Below are 18,908 nucleotides of genomic sequence, written 5' to 3'. Positions count from 1 at the left end.
GTGCCATGCAGGCCGACGTCATCGGCACCGGGTGTGCCTTCCCCCTGCGCGTCCAACCCCACGGCGGGCTCGCCACGGTCAGCGGAACCGCCCTGCTCGAGCAGGCGATGTGCGTGATCCTGGCGACCTACCCGGGGGAACGTCCGATGCGGCCGGAGTTCGGCTCCCGGCTGCGCGACTTCGTCTTCGAGCCGACCACGGCGCAGACCCGGCGGGCGGTCGCGGCGGAGGTCCGTACCGCGCTCGATCGCTGGGAACCCCGGGCCGAGATCGACGAGGTCGCGGTGACCGACGACCCGTCGGCCGGCGGCGGGCTGCTGCACATCGAGGTCCGCTACCGGGTACGCGGCACCGACGAACCGCACAGCCTCCACCTGGACCTGCGGACCCTGCCCGGGGACGACGTCCCGGCCGGGGCGGAGGTGCTCGGCTGATGGCGCTGCCCGCTCCCGCGCTCGACGACCGCGGCTACGACGACCTGGTCGGTGACGCCCGACAGCTGATCGCCGACCGCTGCCCCGAGTGGACCGACCTGCACCCGGCCGACCCCGGGGTGACCCTGATCGAGACGTTCGCGTCCCTGACCGACCAGCTCATCTACCGGCTCAACCGGGTGCCCGACCGGCTCTACGTGAAGTTCCTGGAACTGGTCGGGGTGCGCCTGGTGCCGCCCACCGCAGCCCGGACCACGCTGACGTTCTGGCTCTCCACGCCGGCCCGGGCCACCCAGGTCGTCCCGGCCGGCACCCAGGCGGTCACCGCCGCCGACGGCGACGAACCGCTGGTCTTCACCACCCTGGACGACCTGACCGTGCCGCCCTGCGCCCTGACCCACCTGCGGGTGCGCACCGCCGACGGGATCAGCGACCAGACCGCCGCGCTGGAGGTGGGCGGACCGGTGGTCGCGTTCTCCGCCGTCCCGGAGCCCGGCGACGAACTGCTGGTCGGCCTGGACCGGGCGGTCGGCGGCTGCGCGGTGCGACTGGAGTTCGAGGGTCGGGTCGACGGTGTCGGCGTGAACCCGCTGCACCCGCCGCTGCGCTGGGAGGCACGCGGCGCCGACGGCTGGCACGGGTGCGAGGTCAGCCTGGACGAAACCGGCGCGCTCAACCGGCCCGGGGCGATCCTGCTGCACGTGCCCGAGGGGCACCAGGCCACCCTGGTCGACGGCACCCTCGCCGGCTGGCTGCGGGCCCGGGTCGTGTCGCCCGAGGAGGGACAGCCCGGCTACAGCGCCTCGCCGGTGATCCTCGGGCTGGCCGCCAACACGGTGGGCGGCACCACCGACGCCGTCCACGCCGACCTGGTGGACGACGAGGAGATCGGCGACTCGGAGGGGGTGCCCGGCCAACGGTTCCCGCTGTCCCGCCGGCCGGTGCTGGTCGGGCTCGGCGCCCCGGTGCTGGAGGTCAGCTCCGACGACGGCTGGCAGTCCTGGACCCTGGTCGACCACTTCGCGGCCAGCGGCCCGGACGACGCGCACTTCCTGCTCGACGGGATGACCGGCGAGGTGGTGTTCGGTCCGGCGGTCCGCCAGAGCGACGGCACGCTACGCCGGCACGGCGCGGTACCGCCCCGGGGCAGCCGGCTGCGGCTGCGCCGCTACGCCGTGGGAGGTGGCAGCCGGGGCAACGTCGGCGCGGGCGCGGTCCGCGCGCTGCGCACCAGCATCCCGTACGTCGCCGGGGTGGAGAACCGCCACCCGGCCGGCGGCGGCGTGGACGGGGAGACCCTGGACGAGGCGCGTCGCCGGGGCCCGTTGACGCTGCGCAGCCGGGACCGGGCGGTGACCGCCGAGGACCACGAGGTGCTGGCCCGCGAGGCCGCTCCCGAACTGGCCCGGGTGCGCTGCGTGCCCAGCGGCGGCGACGGCCCGCCGGTGGCCCGGATCCTGGTCGTGCCGGCGGCCCCCGCCGAACGGGGCCGGCTGCGGCTGGAGGACCTGATTCCGGCCGAGGCGAGCCTGGCCCGGGTGGCCGGGCGGCTGGACGAGACCCGGCTGATCGGCACCCGGGTGGTCGTCGAGCCGCCCCGGTACCGGGGGGTGACCGTGGTGGCCCGGGTGGTCGCCCGGCCCCGGGTCCGGGTGGACCGGGTCCGCGAGGAGGGGCTCGCCGCCCTGTACGGCTTCCTCAGCCCGCTGGCCGGGGGCGGCCCGGACGGGCGGGGTTGGCCCTTCGGGCGTCCGGTGCAGGCCGGTGAACTCTTCGCGGTGCTGCAACGGGTGCGGGGCGTGGAGCTGGTGGAGGACCTGCGGCTGTTCGGGGCCAACCCGGTGACCGGGGAACGGGGTGCCGAGGCGGGCCGGATCGACCTGGAGCCGGACAGCCTGGTCTTCTCCTTCGAACACCAGCTGCGGGTGGAGGAGCACTGATGCGCGGCCTGGCCGACGTGCGGATGCCGTACCCGATCGCCGGGTTCCTGCCGGCCCTGTTGCAGGAGGACGACCTGCTGGTGCGCTGGACCGAGGGCCTCGACGAGGTGCTCGCCCCGGTGGTGTCCACCCTGGACTGCCTCGACGCGTACCTCGACCCGTGGCTGACGCCGCCGGACTTCCTGCTCTGGCTCGGCGAGTGGGTCGGCGCGCACCTCGACGAGAACTGGCCGCTGGACCGGCAGCGCGCGATGGTCGCCGCCGCCGTGGCCACGCACCGGCTGCGCGGCACCGTGGCCGGCCTCCGCATGCTGCTGGAACTGGCCACCGGCGGCGAGGTGGAGCTGGTGGACTCGGCCGGGGTCTCCTGGTCGACCCGCCCGCAGCCGCCCACCGGAGCGGTGCCGCCGGCCGGGCTGCACGTCCGCGTCCGGACGGCCGAGCCCGACCGGGTGCCGCGGCACGCCCTGGCGGAGCTGATCCGCGCCGCCGTGCCGGCCCATGTCGCGACGACCCTGGAGGTGTTCGGGCCGTGATCATCTGTCGTGAGTGCGGCAACCACAACGGGGACGCCGACACGTTCTGCGGCTCCTGCGGGAGCTTCCTGGAGTGGACCGGCGAGAAGACCACGCCGAAGATCGACGTCGAGGCGGTCGAGGAGGCGGAGCAGGAGATCCGGCACCGGCCGACGCTGTTGCAGCGCATCGCCGGGGTGATCGCACCACCCCCGGGCGGGACCGCCGTCGACACCGGGGTGATCCGGGTATCGGACGGCTCGGCCCGGGGCCCGGGGGCCCGACCCGGCCTGGGCCCCGGTCCGGGTGGCCCGAGGCTCGGCCCGCCCGGCACCGGCGGTCCCGCCGCCCCACCCGGCCCACGTCCCGGCCCGCCCGGCACCGGACGTCCGTTGCCGCCCGGTGTCGCAGGTCCGCCCGGTGGACGTCCGTTGCCGCCCGGTGTCGGCCGTCCGCCCGGCAGTGGACCCCAGCCCCCGCCCGGCGTCGGCCGTCCGTCCCCGCCCGGCACCGCGCGTCCGCTGCCGCCCGGCGTCGGACCCGGGCCGGCCGTGCCCCGTACCGGTCCGCCAGGAACGGGTGGTCCGCCCGGAACCCGGCCCGGTCCCCGGTCGGCCCCGCCCGGGACGGAAGCTGCGCCGGCCCGGCCCGCGCCGTCCGGCACCCGCCCGGGGCCGCCGGGGTCGGCCGGTGCGCCGGGGATCCGGACCGGACCGCCCGGGACGGCCGGTCCGGCCGGGACCCGTCCGGGCCCACCAGGGGTGGGTGCACCGGGGGTGGGGCCGACTGCGCCGGTGCGCCGGTTGCCGCCGCCACCACCCGGCGTCGCCAACGCGCGGCTGCCCACCGTGGCGGAACGCCCGTCCGGTCTCCGTCCCGGCCCGCTGGGCGCCGTGCCACCGGGACGGTCCACGACGCCCCACGCCACACCTGTCGATCCGGAGTCGACCACTCCGGCCGAGGACGGTACGCCCGAGGACGAGCCGACCGCGTCGGAGCAGACGCGCGCTGCGGTCGACGTCGTCGACCCGGCGGAGGACGTGGACCCCGCGTCGTCCCCGCCGTCCCGCCACCGGGAGGCGCTCGCCGCGCCGCACACCCGTGCGCTGGTCGCCACGGACGCCGCGTCCGTCGACCCGGCGGACCGGACGACCAAGGGCCGGACGTCCGGCCGGTCCCGGGCCGGTGGCCCGGTCGACTCCGAGCCGGAGGAGGTGACGCCGCAGCCGGTCCGGCCCCGTACCGCCACCACCGGCCGGCGCGCGCCCACCCGTCGCCTGCAAGCGGGCGACCTGGTCTGTGGCGAGTGCGGCGAGGGCAACCCGCCGACCCGCCGGTTCTGTAGCCGCTGCGGCGACTCGCTGCGTACCGCCGAGGTGGTCCGCCGTCGCTGGTGGCAGCGGCTGCTGCCGCGACGCGGGCCGAAGGTCACCGAGGCGGGCGTGCGTCCGGGCACCCCGGGCGGGGGCGGTTCGGGCGGGGCCGGCGGCGTGCTCCAGACCATCTACCAGCGGGTCAACGGCATCGCTGCGGTGGTGCTCTTCGCCCTCGGCATCGCGTACCTGGTCTACCCGCCGCTGCGGGAGCGGGTCAACGCGGTGGTGGTGCCGCCGGTGCGCGACGCCCGCGCCTGGGTGGACCGGAAGCTCAACCCCCGGTTCGTGGCGGCCCGACCGGTGGAGGTGACCGGCAGCGAGTCGGTCCGTGACCAGGGCCCGGATCTCACCGTCGACCAGTACCGCAACACGCACTGGCAGGTGCGCTGGAACGCCGAACGGCCGCCCACGGTGACCCTGCGTTTCGGCGAGAAGGTCGACCTGGAAAGGCTCATCGTCATCGCCGGCACGGCGGAGAACTACACCGCCTCGCACCGGCCGGCGAAGCTGCACCTGGTCTGGTCCACCAACCGCTCCGACACGCTGACCGTGCAGGACACCGGCGAACCGCAGACCCTCACGCTGACCGCCGCCAAGGGCGTGACCAGCGTGCAGATCCAGGTCACCGACGTCTACCGGGCCGAGAAGGGCACCGACGTGGCCGTCAGCGAACTCGAGTTCTTCGCCCGGGAGTGACACCGCTCCCCGGCGGCGCGGCCCGCCGCGCCACGACCACCACCGCCGGTCACCCGTCCGGCGGTCCACCTGAGACGGAGGGATTTCCGTGGCAGAAGTAGCCCTCGCCCTGAACACCGCCGCCGGCCTGACCGGGTTCATCACCGGCCAGGCGAGGGGACTGACCGAAGGTCTGTTCCAGGTCACCGGCTTCAACGACGCCCGCTTCGAGAAGGAGATGCCGCTGGAGATGCTGGCCTCGCCGAACCCGCTCGGGGACAGACAGGTCGTGATGGTGCGGGGCAGCCAGTCCGTGGACCACGTCTACTGGCTGCGCTACCTGCGCCGGGGCATCGGCGTGACGGACAAGAAGCGGGTCTGCGTGGAACTGCTGGTGCGGTTCACCACCTTCGACTACGTACCCAAGGCCGGTCAGGACCTGCGGACCCGCCACCTGAACCTCCTCGCCGACTATCCGATGTGGGGCATTTCGGGGTTGGGCATCTCGCTGATGGCCACCGGTCGGGGGCGGAACCCGTTCAACAAGTTCAACGAGGTCGGCAGTCTCGTCTTCGACACCACGCCGGTCACCACCGGGCTGCCGCACTTCCGGCTCAACTACCGCGTGCAGCACCAGGCCAAGACCGTCATGGGCGCGACCCTCGCGCTGAACCACAACGACGTCGGTTCGTTCCTGGTGCACAGCAACGGCCTGTTGGAGTACGCGCCCGGCGAGGGCCGGACCGAGAAGCACTTCCGGATCACGCCGCTCAGCGGACGGGTACACAACCGGCCGAGCCGGATCGGCGCGGCCAACGCCCCGGCCGGCAAGGTGTCCCTGCTCACCGCCACCCAGATCGTCCGGGGTGCCGGGCAGGACGCGAACGCGCTCGCCGCCCACGCGCACGACAGCCTGCGGGTGTTCGGGTTCGACCAGCTCAACGGTCCGGACACGCTCACCGTCGACAGCGCCGCCGCCAACGGCGTGGTGGCCCGCGCGGATCCCAACGGCCGGCAGGGCGCGATGCGGCTGGAGTACGTCCGCAACGGCGGTGTGATGGGCAGTCAGGTCCGCACCAAGATCAGGGTGCTGCTGCTGCTCCGCTACACCCTGGTCTCCTACTTCACCGACCCGGACCAGGCCGGCAACCGGCAGGTGGTCCAGCAGAACGGGGTGCGGTACAGCAGCTTCCGGGACGTGTCGATCACCGTGCTGGACACCGTCGCGGGTGATCCGCTCGTGGTCGGCGACGACGGGACCAAGTACGACATCAAGGCGATCAAGAACCGTTTCCACGAGACGTCGACGCTGCGCTTCGGTGCCCGGATCGAGGAGGTCAACGGGCAGGTCGGGGCCCAGGTGAGGATCAACTGGCGGGCCCAGCACGCGGGTGCGGTGGGCAAGTCCCAGTCGCACGACAACCACGGCGACTTCCGGCTCGGCGTCGACCAGTCCGGCAACCCGGTGCTGCGCCTGCTCGACCAGGACAGCAACAAGTACTTCACCGTGACGAGTTGACAGGGGAGCCGAGATGAGCAACTACCCGGAGACCTTCGACCCCACCGGCCCGGCGAGCCTGGCGGACGCGTACCCCTACCTGAACTGGACGGCGGTCAGTGTCGGCGGAATCCTCGCCGAGCAGCCGGAGACGAGCTGGGAGATGCTGCCCGGCCTGCTCGGCGAGCGCTGGGGCGACCCGAACTGGTACCAGAACAACGAGTGGCTGGCCGACTTCTACAACACCGTCTACCAGTACGCCAGCTCGGTGCCGCCGGCCGAGATCTTCGCAGTCGACGAGATGGGCGAACCGGCGGCGGAGATGGCGCGCGTGATCGACTCGGTGGTGCAGACCTGGACCACCGCCGCCTACCAGGACCCGGAGGCCGGCGACCAGGCGTACGACGAGCAGGCGTACCACGAGCAGGCGTACGACGAGCAGGACCAGTGGGCGTCGCACGACCAGTGGACCGGCCAGGACGGGTGGACCGGATCCGACCAGTGGACCGGCCAGGAGCAGTGGACGGAGCAGGACAACGGCACCGGGCACGACCCGTCCGTCGGGCACCATCCGACGGCGGCGGAGTACGACCCGGTCACCGGGTCCGACCCGGGGACCGTGACCGCCGACGAGCCGGACATCGCGCACCAGGAACCGCTCAGCCACATCGACCCGGACGTCGCCCGCCAGGTCCTCGCCAAGGTGCTCGACGACGAGGCGGACGACCTCTCGGAGGAGGACGAGAAGATCCTCGCGACCGTGCTCACCGTCGAGAGGTTCCAGTACCTGGCCCGCGAGTTCGAGCTGGTCTGACCGGAGGCGGCGGTCCGCGAGGCCCGCCGCCACCCGGACCCACCGGACCGGTTCCGCGCCGGCCGCCCCACGTCACCCGATGCCGGGGGCGTCTCGCGTCGTTCCGCCGCCGGGGCCGCTCGCGTCGTCCCGATGCCGGCCGCTCCGCGTCACCCGACGCCGGGCGGCCGGCCGGCGTCGCGCCACCGGCCGAACCCGTCGAGCCGGTCGGCCTCCTGCCGGTACGCGGTCTGCTCGGCCACGGTCAGCCCGGCGGCCGGACCGAGCCGGACGAGCAGCCGCAGGCTGCGCAACCGGCCGAGGAGGTGGCCGGTGTCCTGGTGCGTCGCCAGCGCCGCCTGGGCGGTGCGCGCGGCCGTCGCCGGATCCCGGTCGCACTGCGCCTCGGCCCGGGCGACCAGGGCGTGCCCCTCCCAGACCCGGTACCCGGCGGTCCGGGCCACCTCCCACGCCTGCCCGGCCAGGGTCAGCGCCTGGTCCGGGTCGGTGCGCCGGTGCACCTCGGCCAGCCCGATCAACGCCTCGGCCCGCTCGCCGTGGCTGCCGCTGGCCCGGGCCAACGCCAGGGCCCGCCGGTGCTCGCTCTCCGCCGCGTCGCCGTCGCCGCGCCGCAGGTGCACCGCACCCAGCACGTTGCGGGCCGCGGCCTGCTGCGACGGGTCGCCGACCAGCTCGGCCAGGGCCAACGCCGCGTCGGCCAGCTCGGCCGCCCGGGTCAGGTCGCCCGCGTACACGTGCAGGGCGGCCAGTCGCCGCAGGCTCTCCACCTCGGTGGGGCGGTAGCCGCTCTCCCGGCTGACCTCCAGCGCCTCCCCGAGGTGGGCCAGGGCCCGGTCGTACCGGCCGAGGGCGTGCTCCACGTCGCCGAGGTTGCTCAGGCTGATGCCGGTGTTCATCCGGGTGCCGGTCCGCCGGGTCAGCGCCAGCCCCTGACGGAACACCTCCTCGGCGGCGCGTAGCCGCCCCATGTCCCGGTAGATCACCCCGAGGTTGCCGAGACTGGTGCTCAGCCGCTCCGCTCCACCGAGCCGCTCGTGGATCTCCACCGCCCGTCGGGTCAGCTCGGCCGCCTGGGCCAGCCGTCCGGCGCGCAGGTGCATCAACCCGCAGGTGCCGTACGCCGCCGCCAGCCCCTCGGGCCACCCCGCCCGGGTCGCCGCGTCGATCATCGCCGTGGCGTGCTCCAACCCCACCCGGTACTCGCTGCGCCGCAGGTGCAGGCTGGCCAGCCCGAGCCGGCTCGCCGCCTCGCCCGCCTCGTCCCCGGCGGCCTGCGCGGCGCGCAGCGCGTGCGACGCGGCCAGGAACCCGTCGTTGTGCGGACGGAACTGGTAGTACCCGCGCAGCGCGTCGGGGATCCGCCACGCGGCCGGCTCGGCGCCCTGGTCGGCGGCGTGCGCGACGACCCGGACCAGGTTGGTCCGTTCCGCCTCCAGCCAGGCCATCGCCGCCTCCGAGGAGGGGAAGACGGTCGCCTCCCTGTCGTTCCCGTCCGGTGGTAGGCGCACCATCTGCGGGTAGATCGCCGCCGCGGCGGCCTCGGCCCGCTGCCGGCACCAGGCGTAGAGCCGGCTGTGCGCGGCGGCCCGCTCCGGCACCGGATCCTCGGCGACGGACCGCTCGACGGCGTAGATCCGCAGCAGGTCGTGGAAGGTGTACCGGCCGGGCCGGGGCAGCTGCACCAGGTGTGCGGCGGCGAGCCGGTCCAGTTCCCGTGCGGCGGTGACCTCGTCCAGCGCGGCGAGGGCGGCGGCGGCCGGCACCGTCACGTCCGCCCCGGGCGCCGGCCCGAGCAGCCGGAAGAGCCGGCGGGCCGAGGCGGGCAGCGCCGCGTACGACAGGTCGAAGGCCGCCCGGACGGCGGCCTGGTCGTCCCCCTCGACCCGCAGGCCGGCGAGCTGGTTGCCGGTGCTGAGCTGGGCGGTGTGCGCGCTGATCGGCCGACCCGGATGGTCGATCAGGTCGGCGGCGGCGATCCGCAGCGCCAGGGGCAACCGGGCACACACCTCCGCCAGCTCGGCGATCTCGGCCGGGGCGGCGGCCACCTGCTCGGCCGGGATGATCCGGGTGAGCAGGGCGCTGGCCTCGGCCCCGGTGAGCACGTCCAGGGCGATGCGGCGGGCCCCGTCGACCGCGACCAGCCCGCTGAGCCGGTCCCGGCTGGTGACCAGCGCCATGCAGCCGGGGGTGCCGGGCAGCAGGGGACGGACCTGGTCGGCGCTGGCCGCGTTGTCCAGCACCAGCAGCATCCGGCGGCCGTCCAGCAGGGTCCGCAGCAGGGCGGCGGCCTGCCCGGAGTCGACCGGGATCTGCTCGGCCGCCACGCCCAGCGCGTGCAGGAACCCGGCGAGCGCCTCGCCCTCGCGGACCGGACTGGCCGTCGAGTAGCCCCGCAGGTTGACGTAGAGCTGGCCGTCCGGGAAGTGCGGCCGGACCCGGTGTGCCCAGTGCACGGCCAGGGCGGTCTTGCCCACCCCGGCCATCCCGGTGATCGTCGCGACGACGACCGGTCCGCTGCCGCCGGTCGACGCTTTTAGCAGGGCGTCGAGCGCGGCCATCTGGCTGCTCCGACCGGTGAAGTGGGCGACGTCGGCCGGCAGCTGGGCCGGCGGTCGGTGACCGGGCAGCCCGGGTGGGGCCGGCTCGGCCGGACGGGGTGGCGTCGGCGGGCGTGCCCCGATCGCCGGCAGGTCCTGCCGGAGGATGCGCAACTGTGCCTCGCGCAGCTCCGGTCCGGGCTCCACCCCGAGTTGGTCGGCGAGGCGGTCCCGCAGCTTCCGGTGCAGGGCCAACGCTCGGGCCTGCTGACCGCAGGCGGCGAGGGCGAGCATCAGCCGGGCGTGCACCTGCTCGTGCAGCGGCTCGTGACCGGCCACCGCGCTCAGCTCGCGGACCGCCCGGTCCGGCAGGCCCAGCTCGACGGCGAGCGTGGCGTAGGTGACCGCGGTGGCGATCCGGCGGCGGTTCAGGGCGGCGGCGGTGGGGTGCTGGGCCACGCCGGGCCCGAGGTCGACCAGCACCGGCCCGCGCCACAGGGCCAGCGCCTCGGCCAGCCGGTCCAGGCTCTGCAGGTCACCGGCGACGCTGCCCTCGGCCCGGCCGATCAGGGTGGTGAACCGGGTCAGGTCGAGCTGGCCGGGCCCGACGCGTAACTGGTAGCCGCCGCCGGAATGGACGATCGTCGTACCGCCACCGGCCGCCGCGCCGCCGCCCGTCCCGCCACCGGGTCGGGCGAGTGCCCGGCGGAGCCGCGCCACGTAGGTGTGCACCAGGTTCAGGCAGCTGTCCGGCGGGTCGTGTCCCCAGAGGACGTCGACGATCTCCTGCCGGGAGACGGTGGTGTCCGGGTGCAGGGCGAGCAGGCCGAGCAGCATCCGCTGCCGTCCCGAGCCCAGGGCGACCGGCTGTGTGCCGGTCCGGATGCTCAACGGACCGAGTACCCCGATGTGCGGGCCCGCCGTCCGCCCGGGTGGTTCCCCGGCGGCCGGCGGCGGACCGTCGGGCAGCCCGATGGCCTCGGCGATCCGGCGCAGCGACTCCGGCCGGGGAGCGCGCACCCGACCCTGCTCGATGTCCCGTACCGCGCGGACGCTGATCCCCGCCCGGCGGGCCAACTCCTCCTGGGTCAGCCCGGCACGCAACCGCCGGAGCCTCAGCTCGGCGCCGTTGTCCGCCATCATCCCGGTTCCCCGTCCGACCCCGCGACCTACCGGTTGTCGGCACCGGCACGTGATCATGCCGGACCGGTAACCATGATCCCTCCTGTCAGGGACGGACGACAGTGGATCGTTGACCGATCAGGCCCGCCGTATCCGGCCCGGACGGGCAGCGGTTCTGCCGGTATCTGCCGGTGCCCCTCCGGCGTGTCGTTGCCCCAACAGGCAACCGGGCAGCTTGAGCCCGGTCGGACCGGGCAGCGCCGTCGATGGGGGAGCGTCCAGTGCGGTGCCAGCGGCCGGACACCGGCCCTGTCTACCGTTTGGAGCCGGGCCGGACCGCAGACGGCCCGACCGCCCGAGGCAAGGAACTGTCATGACCGGACGCACCCAGGCCCACATCCGTACCCCCGACCCGATCTCGACCGCCGGCATCACCGCCGCCCTCCGGGGTCGGATGGAGATCGAGGTCGTCCCCGAGGCACGGATCACCGCCGACACCGTCGGGGTGGTCGCCGCCGACGCCCTCGACCAGGACGCGCTGGACCTGCTCCGCGCCGTCCGTCGGCTGGGTTGCCGGCGCTTCGTGCTGGTCGCCTCGGTCGAGTCCGACACGGCCCTGATCCCCGCCGTCGAGCTGGGGGTACGGGCGCTCGCCTCGCGCGCCGAGGCGACCAGCCACCGGCTCGCGCAGCTCGTCGTCAGCACCGCCTCCGGCGGGGCGGCGATGCCGCCGGAGGTCCTCGGCCGGCTGGTCAAGCAGGTGACCCGGCTGCAGCAGACGGTGCTCGCCCCGCGTGGCATCGACGTCAACGGGCTGACCCACCGGGAGAGCCAGGTGCTGCGCCTGGTCGCCGACGGGATGGACACCCGGGAGGTGGCGACCCGGCTCAGCTACTCGGAGCGCACCGTCAAGAACGTGCTGCACGACATCACCACCCGGTTCCAGCTCCGCAACCGCACCCACGCGGTGGCGTACGCGGTCCGCGAGGGCCTGATCTGACCCACGCGGAACCTCCGCTCCGGGACCCTCGGTGCCCGCCAGGACCGGCGCGGAAGGAGAGGTCGCCGGCCCGGTTGCGGAAACCCGGTATGTGCTCCCCGGGCCCGGAGGGCTGATCCGGCCGCTTGCCGACAGTGTCGGGACATCGAAGAGGTTGTGTCGTTGATTGCGTTTCCACGTGTGCGTCCGGCACCGATCGCCCGACCACCCGTCCGCGCGGCCGGCGCGGCCGTCGACCGTCCCATCTGGACGAACGTGGCACCGCTTCGGCCGGAACAGTCGCGCCGGTCGACCGGTTTCCGCTCGGACCATCGGTCACCTGAACTCGCCCGGGCGGGCACGCCGGCCCACCGGCCCTTAGGGACGGGTTAAGTTGTCCTTCGGACCTGGTCAAATTCGGGCCGCATCGTTAGCGTGCAACTACTTTTGGTCATCGAGTAATCGGTGCCCGACCTGTCACCGGGGAGTCTGATGCTACGACGAGGCTCAGCGATCGCGCTGGTGGCCGCAGGGACGACGGTGATGCTGGCCGTGTCCGTGCTGCCGCTCTTCGCCGACGAGAACACGTCGGTCACCATGGGCGCGGTCGCGGACACCACCGCGACGCAGGTGGTCCAGGACGGCGACAACAGCGTCAAGACGACGTTGGCGAGCTGCCCCCGGCTGTGCGACCGGAACCCGAACGGCCGCCGTGACGCGTTGTTGCAGTTCGACGTGACCGCGATTCCGGTCGGTGCCCGGGACATCCGGGCGACCCTGCGGGTGCACGCCTGGGATCCGTTCCAGGCCAGGGTCTTCGCCCACTTCGCCGCCGGGTCGGCCACCTTCCCCGGTGACTGGGACGGGCGACCCTCCCTCGGGCCGGCGCTGGATGGCGTCAACGAGGTCGACCGGGGGCACAACGAGTGGGACGTCAGCCCGGCGGTCACCGGCAACGGCTCCTACACCTTCGCGTTGACCCAGCAGAGCCGCAACACCCGGATCTACTGGGCCTCCCGCGACAATTCCCGCGCCCAGGTCCGTCCCGAGCTGGTGGTGACCTACAAGGGCGGCGGGAACCGGCCGGCTCCGACGCCCTCCCGGACGACGCCCGCGCCGAAGCCGTCCCCGAGCCGGACGCCGGTCAAGCCCACGCCAACCCCGACGACGGCGAAGCCCACCCCCTCGGCCACCCCGAGCCGCCCCTCACCGACCCCGACGCAGGCCCCGCCCGGCCAGGTGCCCGGCTGGCGGATGGTCTGGAACGACGAGTTCGACGGCAACTCGGTGAACCGCGCCAAGTGGAACCTGCGGACCGGTGAGGCGCGGGACATCGACAAGGGCTGCAACGTCGACAGCCCGGAGAACACCTTCGTCTCCGGCGGCGTGCTGACCCTGCGCGCGAAGCGTCAGACCGCGCAGTGCAGCTCGCAGACCCGGCAGTACACCCAGAGCTACCTGGACACCATCGGCCGCCACTCGTGGACGTACGGGCGGTTCGAGATGCGGGCCGAGTCGCCCAACGGTCCGTACGACTCGCGGGGCCTCTGGCCGGCGTTCTGGCTGCGCCCGGAGGACGGCGGCCGGGGCGAGATCGACGTGGTCGAGCTGCCCGGCGGCAACCAGTACTACCGGGCCGCCACCCAGGCCATCTTCTACGACTACACCCCGGTCAAGCAGGACCAGCGGTGGACCTTCCCGAACGGCGGGTACCCCGGCGACGGGTTCCACACGTACACCACCGAGTGGGAGCCGGACGCGATCCGCTGGTACATCGACGGCCGCAAGGTGTACGAGCGCAACCGCGCCACCACGCCCTGGTTCGACGAGGTGTTCCACAAGCCGTACAACCTCCGGCTGAACTTCCAGGTCGGTGGCTGGCTCGGCGACCCGGACGGGAACACGGTGTTCCCGGCCGACTTCCGGGTCGACTACATCCGCGTCTGGCAGCGCTAGCCATCCCCTTCCGCCGCACGGCGGCAGCCGGCTCCGCGGGCTCTTCCACGGTGGTTGCAGGGGACCCCTCCTCATCAGAAAGCGGTAACCGGGGACCCCTGCTACCACCCGACACCATCCCGACCCGACGCGACGACGGCCCGGCCCGGCGCTCGGGTGGACGCGCGGTGCGGGTCGGGTGGGGCGTCACCTATCGTGTTCGCGCGGGCGTCCGGGTGCGGGCGCGGACAGGGGGCGGCACGGTGGTGGCGGAGCGGCGGGACGGCGACCCCAGGGAGCGGCAGGACGGCATCGGCTGGGTCACCCGGGCGGTCTTCCCGGATCCCCGGCTGCGGTTGTCGGTCTCCCGCGAGCAGCCCGCCGCCACCCGGCGGGACGCGGCCGGGGCGGTGACCGTGCGGTACGCGGTCGTGCCGTCGGTGGAGCGGGCCCGGTTCCTCCTGCCGCTCGCCTCGCGACGGGTCGGGGCGGCCTCGACCTGGGCGTACAACGCCCTGCGTCCGCCCCGGGTGCGGCTCAACCGGCTCGCGGTCGGCCTGCTGGCCGGAGTGGGGGCCACCGGGGCGGCGGGTATGCCGGTGCTGACCGTCTCCGTGCCGGCCGGGGTGGACCCGGCCGAGGTGCTCCTGGTCGACCATCTGGCGACCGTGCTCGGTGGCCGGCTGCACGCCGCCATCGGTATCCGTCCGCCCGATCCGCACCACAAGCCGACCCTCCAGCTCTTCGACGACCGGGGACGCCCCCGGGGGTACGCGAAGATCGGCTGGAACGACGCGACCCGGACCATGGTCCGGGCCGAGGCGGCGGCCCTGCGCGGCCTGCCGCGCGACGGCGGTGACCTGCCCGACGCGCCCCGGCTGCTGGGCGAGGTGGGCTGGGGCGACCTCGCGGTGACCGTGGTCGAACCGATGCCCGCCGGGGTGCGTGGCCTGCGCCGCCCGGAGGAGCCCCGGATCGCCGCGATGCTGGCGGTGGCCCGGCGCGGTGGCGCGCCCGGCCCGGCCCGCCCGCTGCGCGGCTCACCGTTCCTGGCCGACCTGACCACCCGGGCGGAGGCGGCGGGTGGCCCGGTCCGGGACGCCGTGACCGCGCTGGCGAACCGGGACGGCGAGGTGACCCTCGAGTTCGGCGACTGGCACGGCGACTGGGTGCCGTGGAACCTCGGCACCCACCGGGGTCGCCTGATCGCCTGGGACTGGGAGAACGGCGGCACCGACCGGCCGGTCGGCTTCGACCTCGCGCACCAGGGTTTCCAGACCGCGTTGTCGCTGGGCGGGCGGCCCGCCGCCGAGGCGGCGGAGCAGATGCGGATCCTGCTCGACCGGCAGGGGCCGGCGCTCGGACTGGACGACGTCCGCCGCCGGTTGGTGGGTGATGCTTATCTCATCGAGCTGTGGCTGCGGACGGCAGAACTGGCCGCGGGTGGCGGGGGCTGGAGTCCGAAGCTGCACCCGGCCCTGCTGGACCTGCTGGCCGGGCGGCTGCGGTAGGGCCGCTGCCGTCGGGGCGTCGTCGGCCGGACGAACCTCCACAATGCGCGCAATCGTCTGATCGTCCCTACCGGGAGCGCGAGTATTCCTCTACTGTTTCACCGCTTGGTCGCGGTTCGCCGTGCCCTCCTGCGGTGACCGGAACGTCGGGACACCGGGGCGCGGCCGGGACCGGAGCATCACCGGCTGCCGGCCGGGCTCGACACGCGGATCCGCACGGCGGACGCCGGGCGAGCGCGCCGGTGGTCGTGCCGTCGCTCCACGTCCCGACCACCCGGACCGGCCGAGAAGTCCGTACCGTCCAGGAAGGACGCCCGTGGCGTTGGCCCACTTCCGCACCGTCCGCGCGGTGCCCGTACCGGTGCTGCCGGTCGGGCCGGCGGTGACCGGTCGGGGTGGGTGTCCGTGACCACGCTCCTCGTCGCCTCCACCGGCGGCCACCTCGCCGAGCTGCACGACCTCGTGCCCCGGCTCGGCGTGCAGGACGACTGCGTCTGGGTGACCTTCGACTCCCCGCAGAGCCGTTCGTTGCTCGACGGGGCGGAGGTCATTCACGTCCCGCCGGCCACCAGCCGGGACGTGGTCGGCGCGGTACGGGACCTGGTGGCTGCGCGGCGGGTGCTGCGCGGCGGCCGGTTCAGCCGGGTGATCAGCACGGGGGCCAGCGTCGCGGCGTCGTTCTTCCTGCCCGCCCTGCGGTCCGGAGTGGCCTGCCACTACATCGAGAGCGCCACCCGCACGACGGGACCGTCGCTCACCGGCCGGATGGTCGCCCGGCTGCCGGGTACCGGGCTCTACACCCAGTATCCCTCGTGGGCGGACGGCCGCTGGCGGTACGGCGGCTCGATCTTCGACGCGTACGTTCCCCGGGAGTCGTCCGCCACCCGACCGGTCTCCCGGGTCGTCGTCACCCTCGGCACCCAGAAGTACGGCTTTCCCCGGCTGCTGGAACGGCTGACGCGGATCATCCCCCCGTCGGCCGAGGTGCTGTGGCAGGTCGGGTCGACGCGGATCCCCCGGATGCCCGCCGACGCCCGCCCGCAGGTGCCCTTCGCGGAGATGCAGCAGGCGATGCGGGAGGCGGACGTGGTGGTCACCCACGCCGGGGTCGGCTCCGCGCTGACCGCGTTGCGGGCCGGCCAGCGCGCCATCTACGTGCCCCGTCGCCGACGCCACGGCGAACACGTCGACGACCACCAGGTCGAGATGGCCCGGGAGCTGGACCGCCGGGGCCTGGTCCTGGCCCGGGAGGCGGACGAGGTCACCGAGACCGACCTCCGCCTGGCGACCCGGTGGACGGTCTCCGCCCGGAAGGAGGTCGAGCCGTTCCGATGGACGAACCCGACCTGATCCCCGAACGGTCCGCGACGGCCGAGTTACGGCACGTCCGAACCGGTCGGGTGATGCGCGCCGGTCACCGGCGCAGCAAGCTACGCCTGTATCACTTCATCCTTGGGGGCCGCCCAGTGTCACTCAGAACGTCAAACCGACCGGGCCGGAGATCGGTCGCGGTCCGCTGGCTTGCCGCGCTCTCCGTGCCGGCACTGGTCGCCACACTGGGGGTGGCGACCCCCGTCGGGGCCGCCGACTTCACCCCGGTGGCCAGCACGCTCACCTCGGCGAACCCGGTCGACACCACCCCGCACGCCCAGAACGGCGACGTCAAGGCGTTCGCCGAGATCGGTGACACGGTCTACGCGGGCGGCAGCTTCACCTCGGTCAAGAGCCCCGGCGCGGCGAGCTGGACGACCCGCAACTACCTCTTCGCGTACGACCGGGCGACCGGCGCGTTGAAGACCTCGTTCACGCCGGTGCTGGACGGCGCGGTGCACGCGCTCGCGGTCAACCCGGACGGCAAGCTGATCGTCGGCGGGAACTTCAAGAACGTCAACGGGGTGTCCCGGAAGAACCTGGTCGCCCTGGACCCGGCCACCGGCGCCACGGTGGGCTCCTGGGTCGGTCGCAGTGACGGCGGTCAGGTGCGGCGCACCATCGTCCGGGGCAACCACCTGTACATCGCCGGTGCCTTCCACTGGATCAACGGCACGGAGCACTCGCTGCTGGCCCGGCTGAACGCCACGACCGGCGCGATCGACCCGACCTTCCAGATCGACGCGTCGGTGGCCCGCACCAGCACCGAGCTGGTCTGGGGGCTCGACGTCTCGCCGGACGGCGACACGCTGGTCGCGGTCGGCAACTTCACCCTGGTCAACGGGCTGTCCCGGAACCAGGTGGTGATGGTCGAGCTGGACGGCACCCCGACCGTCGCCGACTGGAGCACCCAGCGGTACGTGCACCCCTGCTCCAGCGCGAGCTTCCCGTTCTACGCCCGGGACGTCGACTTCTCCGACGACAGCAGCTACTTCGTGATCATCGCCGACGGCGGCCGGGCGAGCGGGGCGTACTGCGACACCATCGCCCGCTTCGAGACCGAGACCCGGGGCAGCGCGATCGACGGCACCTGGGTGAACCACACCGGCCACGACTCGGTGACCTCGGTCGAGGTGGCCGACAACGTGGTCTACGTCGGCGGGCACTTCCGCTGGCTGAACAACACCAACGGCAACGACGCGGCCGGTCCGGGCGCGATCAACCGGTACGGCTACGGCGCGCTCGACCCGATCAACGGCATGCCGTTGGTCTGGAACCCGCAGCGCACCGGCGCACCGGCGGGCACCACCAACTGGGGTCCGATCGTCTGGGAGTTGTGGCGCGGCAGCACCGGCATCCACGCCGGCTTCGACAACGACGGCGCGGGCGGCGAGTACCACGGCCGGATGGCCCTCTTCCCGCTGGCCGGCGGCCGGGTCACCCCGGCGGTCAACGCGCCGCAGACCACCCCCGGGTTCCTCTACGTCGGCGGCACCGAGGGCAAGCTCACCCGGGTGGCCTTCGACGGTGACGAGACGCTCGGCACGCCGACCGTCGTCGACCAGCCGAACCTGACCGCGGCGGGCGCGGCGTTCGTCGTGCACAACAAGCTCTACTGGTCGAAGACGGACGCGACCGCCCCGGGTGGCAGCTACCTCGGGATCTCGATGTTCACCGGCGGCACCGTGGGCGCTCCCTGGGTCGGCAGCGGCTACAACGACTGGTTCAACCCGGCCATCATGAGCGGCGCGTTCTACCTCGACGGCCGGATGTACTACACCAAGGCCGGCCAGAACTCGCTGTACTACCGCTACCTGGAGCCGGACGGCTACACCGTCGGCGCCTCCGAGTTCACCGTCCCCAGCCAGGGCCTGACCTGGGGCACGGTGCGGGGTCTGACCTGGGTGGACGGCCGGATCGTGTACGGCACCGCGCTCGGCGGCCTGTGGGCCGTGCCGTTCGACGGGGCCGCTGTGGACGGTGCCGCCGCCACCAAGCTCGACGGCGGGCTGCTCGGCACGAACTGGTCCAGCAGGACGCTGTTCTACGCCACGTCCTGACCCACCGCCGGTGCGCCCGCGGGCGGCACCGGTCGGACGATAGACCGGCACCCGGACGGCCACCCTCGCGGTGGACCGTCCGGGTGGCCGTAGGAGATCCGACTGACTTCCGGGTGACCGGGGGGAGGACCTGGGCTCAAC

At 74.0% G+C, this 18,908-nt stretch carries 12 protein-coding genes; 11 read left to right on the top strand and 1 reads right to left on the bottom strand.

The genetic code is table 11. The annotated features are described in order from the left end of the window. Positions 1–5 precede the first annotated feature (5 nt). From ACIBJE_RS11770 to ACIBJE_RS11745, 6 genes are all read left to right on the top strand, one after another. Positions 6–434, top strand: a complete 429-nt coding sequence (locus tag ACIBJE_RS11770; RefSeq protein ID WP_396746797.1) for a GPW/gp25 family protein — start codon at positions 6–8, stop codon at positions 432–434. Then, positions 434–2,374, top strand: a complete 1,941-nt coding sequence (locus ACIBJE_RS11765) for a putative baseplate assembly protein (RefSeq protein ID WP_396746794.1) — start codon at positions 434–436, stop codon at positions 2,372–2,374. The genes ACIBJE_RS11770 and ACIBJE_RS11765 overlap by 1 nt, the downstream gene beginning before the upstream one ends. Continuing rightward, positions 2,374–2,910 carry a phage tail protein gene (locus ACIBJE_RS11760; RefSeq protein WP_396746791.1) on the top strand — a complete coding sequence of 179 codons (537 nt, stop codon included), beginning with the start codon at positions 2,374–2,376 and terminating at the stop codon, positions 2,908–2,910. Before ACIBJE_RS11765 ends, ACIBJE_RS11760 begins: the two co-directional genes overlap by 1 nt. Continuing rightward, entirely contained in the window at positions 2,907–4,961 is a 2,055-nt protein-coding gene (locus ACIBJE_RS11755; RefSeq protein WP_396746789.1) for an NADase-type glycan-binding domain-containing protein, read from the top strand. The genes ACIBJE_RS11760 and ACIBJE_RS11755 overlap by 4 nt, the downstream gene beginning before the upstream one ends. Before the next feature lie 88 nt (positions 4,962–5,049). Further along, on the top strand, positions 5,050–6,459 hold the full coding sequence (locus ACIBJE_RS11750) for a hypothetical protein (protein ID WP_396746786.1): 1,410 nt from the start codon (positions 5,050–5,052) through the stop codon (positions 6,457–6,459). 13 nt (positions 6,460–6,472) lie between these two features. Beyond that, positions 6,473–7,252, top strand: coding sequence for a hypothetical protein (locus ACIBJE_RS11745; protein ID WP_396746783.1), 780 nt, complete (start codon positions 6,473–6,475; stop codon positions 7,250–7,252). 149 nt (positions 7,253–7,401) lie between these two features. Here the strand turns inward: ACIBJE_RS11745 and ACIBJE_RS11740 are convergent, their stop codons facing one another. Then, a complete protein-coding gene (locus tag ACIBJE_RS11740) occupies positions 7,402–10,932 on the bottom strand; it encodes a BTAD domain-containing putative transcriptional regulator (RefSeq protein WP_396746780.1) in 3,531 nt (1,176 codons plus the stop codon). Positions 10,933–11,284: 352 nt separating this feature from the next. Here ACIBJE_RS11740 and ACIBJE_RS11735 point away from each other — a divergent pair, with 352 nt between their 5' ends. The 5 genes from ACIBJE_RS11735 to ACIBJE_RS11715 all read left to right on the top strand — a co-directional run bounded on the left by ACIBJE_RS11735 (position 11,285) and on the right by ACIBJE_RS11715 (position 18,767). Next, entirely contained in the window at positions 11,285–11,911 is a 627-nt protein-coding gene (locus tag ACIBJE_RS11735) for a LuxR C-terminal-related transcriptional regulator (protein WP_396746777.1), read from the top strand. A 522-nt stretch (positions 11,912–12,433) separates the two neighbouring features. After that, positions 12,434–13,846: a family 16 glycosylhydrolase gene (locus ACIBJE_RS11730; protein WP_396746774.1), complete on the top strand. Its 1,413-nt coding sequence runs from the start codon at positions 12,434–12,436 to the stop codon at positions 13,844–13,846. A 215-nt stretch (positions 13,847–14,061) separates the two neighbouring features. Continuing rightward, the gene (locus ACIBJE_RS11725) at positions 14,062–15,336 is read left to right on the top strand and encodes a hypothetical protein (RefSeq protein WP_396746771.1); all 1,275 of its coding nucleotides are present in this window, start codon (positions 14,062–14,064) and stop codon (positions 15,334–15,336) included. Between the two features lie 405 nt (positions 15,337–15,741). After that, the gene (locus ACIBJE_RS11720) at positions 15,742–16,686 is read left to right on the top strand and encodes a glycosyltransferase (RefSeq protein WP_396746768.1); all 945 of its coding nucleotides are present in this window, start codon (positions 15,742–15,744) and stop codon (positions 16,684–16,686) included. A gap of 185 nt (positions 16,687–16,871) precedes the next feature. Beyond that, positions 16,872–18,767, top strand: coding sequence for a delta-60 repeat domain-containing protein (locus tag ACIBJE_RS11715; RefSeq protein WP_396746766.1), 1,896 nt, complete (start codon positions 16,872–16,874; stop codon positions 18,765–18,767). Positions 18,768–18,908: the final 141 nt, after the last annotated feature.

The organism is Micromonospora sp. NPDC050187 (assembly GCF_044459745.1).
In the GTDB taxonomy this organism is placed as follows: Bacteria; Actinomycetota; Actinomycetes; order Mycobacteriales; family Micromonosporaceae; genus Micromonospora.
The sequence above is the reverse complement of the archived record's forward strand: the minus strand, read 5'-3'. Positions and strand labels throughout refer to the sequence as shown.

Bases quoted from the DNA above. Each gene is read 5' to 3' on its own strand.
- ACIBJE_RS11770 (WP_396746797.1), top strand. From the start codon at position 6: ATGCAGGCCGACGTCATCGGCACCGGGTGTGCCTTCCCCCTGCGCGTC.
- ACIBJE_RS11765 (WP_396746794.1), top strand. From the start codon at position 434: ATGGCGCTGCCCGCTCCCGCGCTCGACGACCGCGGCTACGACGACCTG.
- ACIBJE_RS11760 (WP_396746791.1), top strand. From the start codon at position 2,374: ATGCGCGGCCTGGCCGACGTGCGGATGCCGTACCCGATCGCCGGGTTC.
- ACIBJE_RS11745 (WP_396746783.1), top strand. From the start codon at position 6,473: ATGAGCAACTACCCGGAGACCTTCGACCCCACCGGCCCGGCGAGCCTG.
- ACIBJE_RS11740 (WP_396746780.1), bottom strand. From the start codon at position 10,932: ATGATGGCGGACAACGGCGCCGAGCTGAGGCTCCGGCGGTTGCGTGCC.
- ACIBJE_RS11735 (WP_396746777.1), top strand. From the start codon at position 11,285: ATGACCGGACGCACCCAGGCCCACATCCGTACCCCCGACCCGATCTCG.
- ACIBJE_RS11730 (WP_396746774.1), top strand. From the start codon at position 12,434: ATGCTGGCCGTGTCCGTGCTGCCGCTCTTCGCCGACGAGAACACGTCG.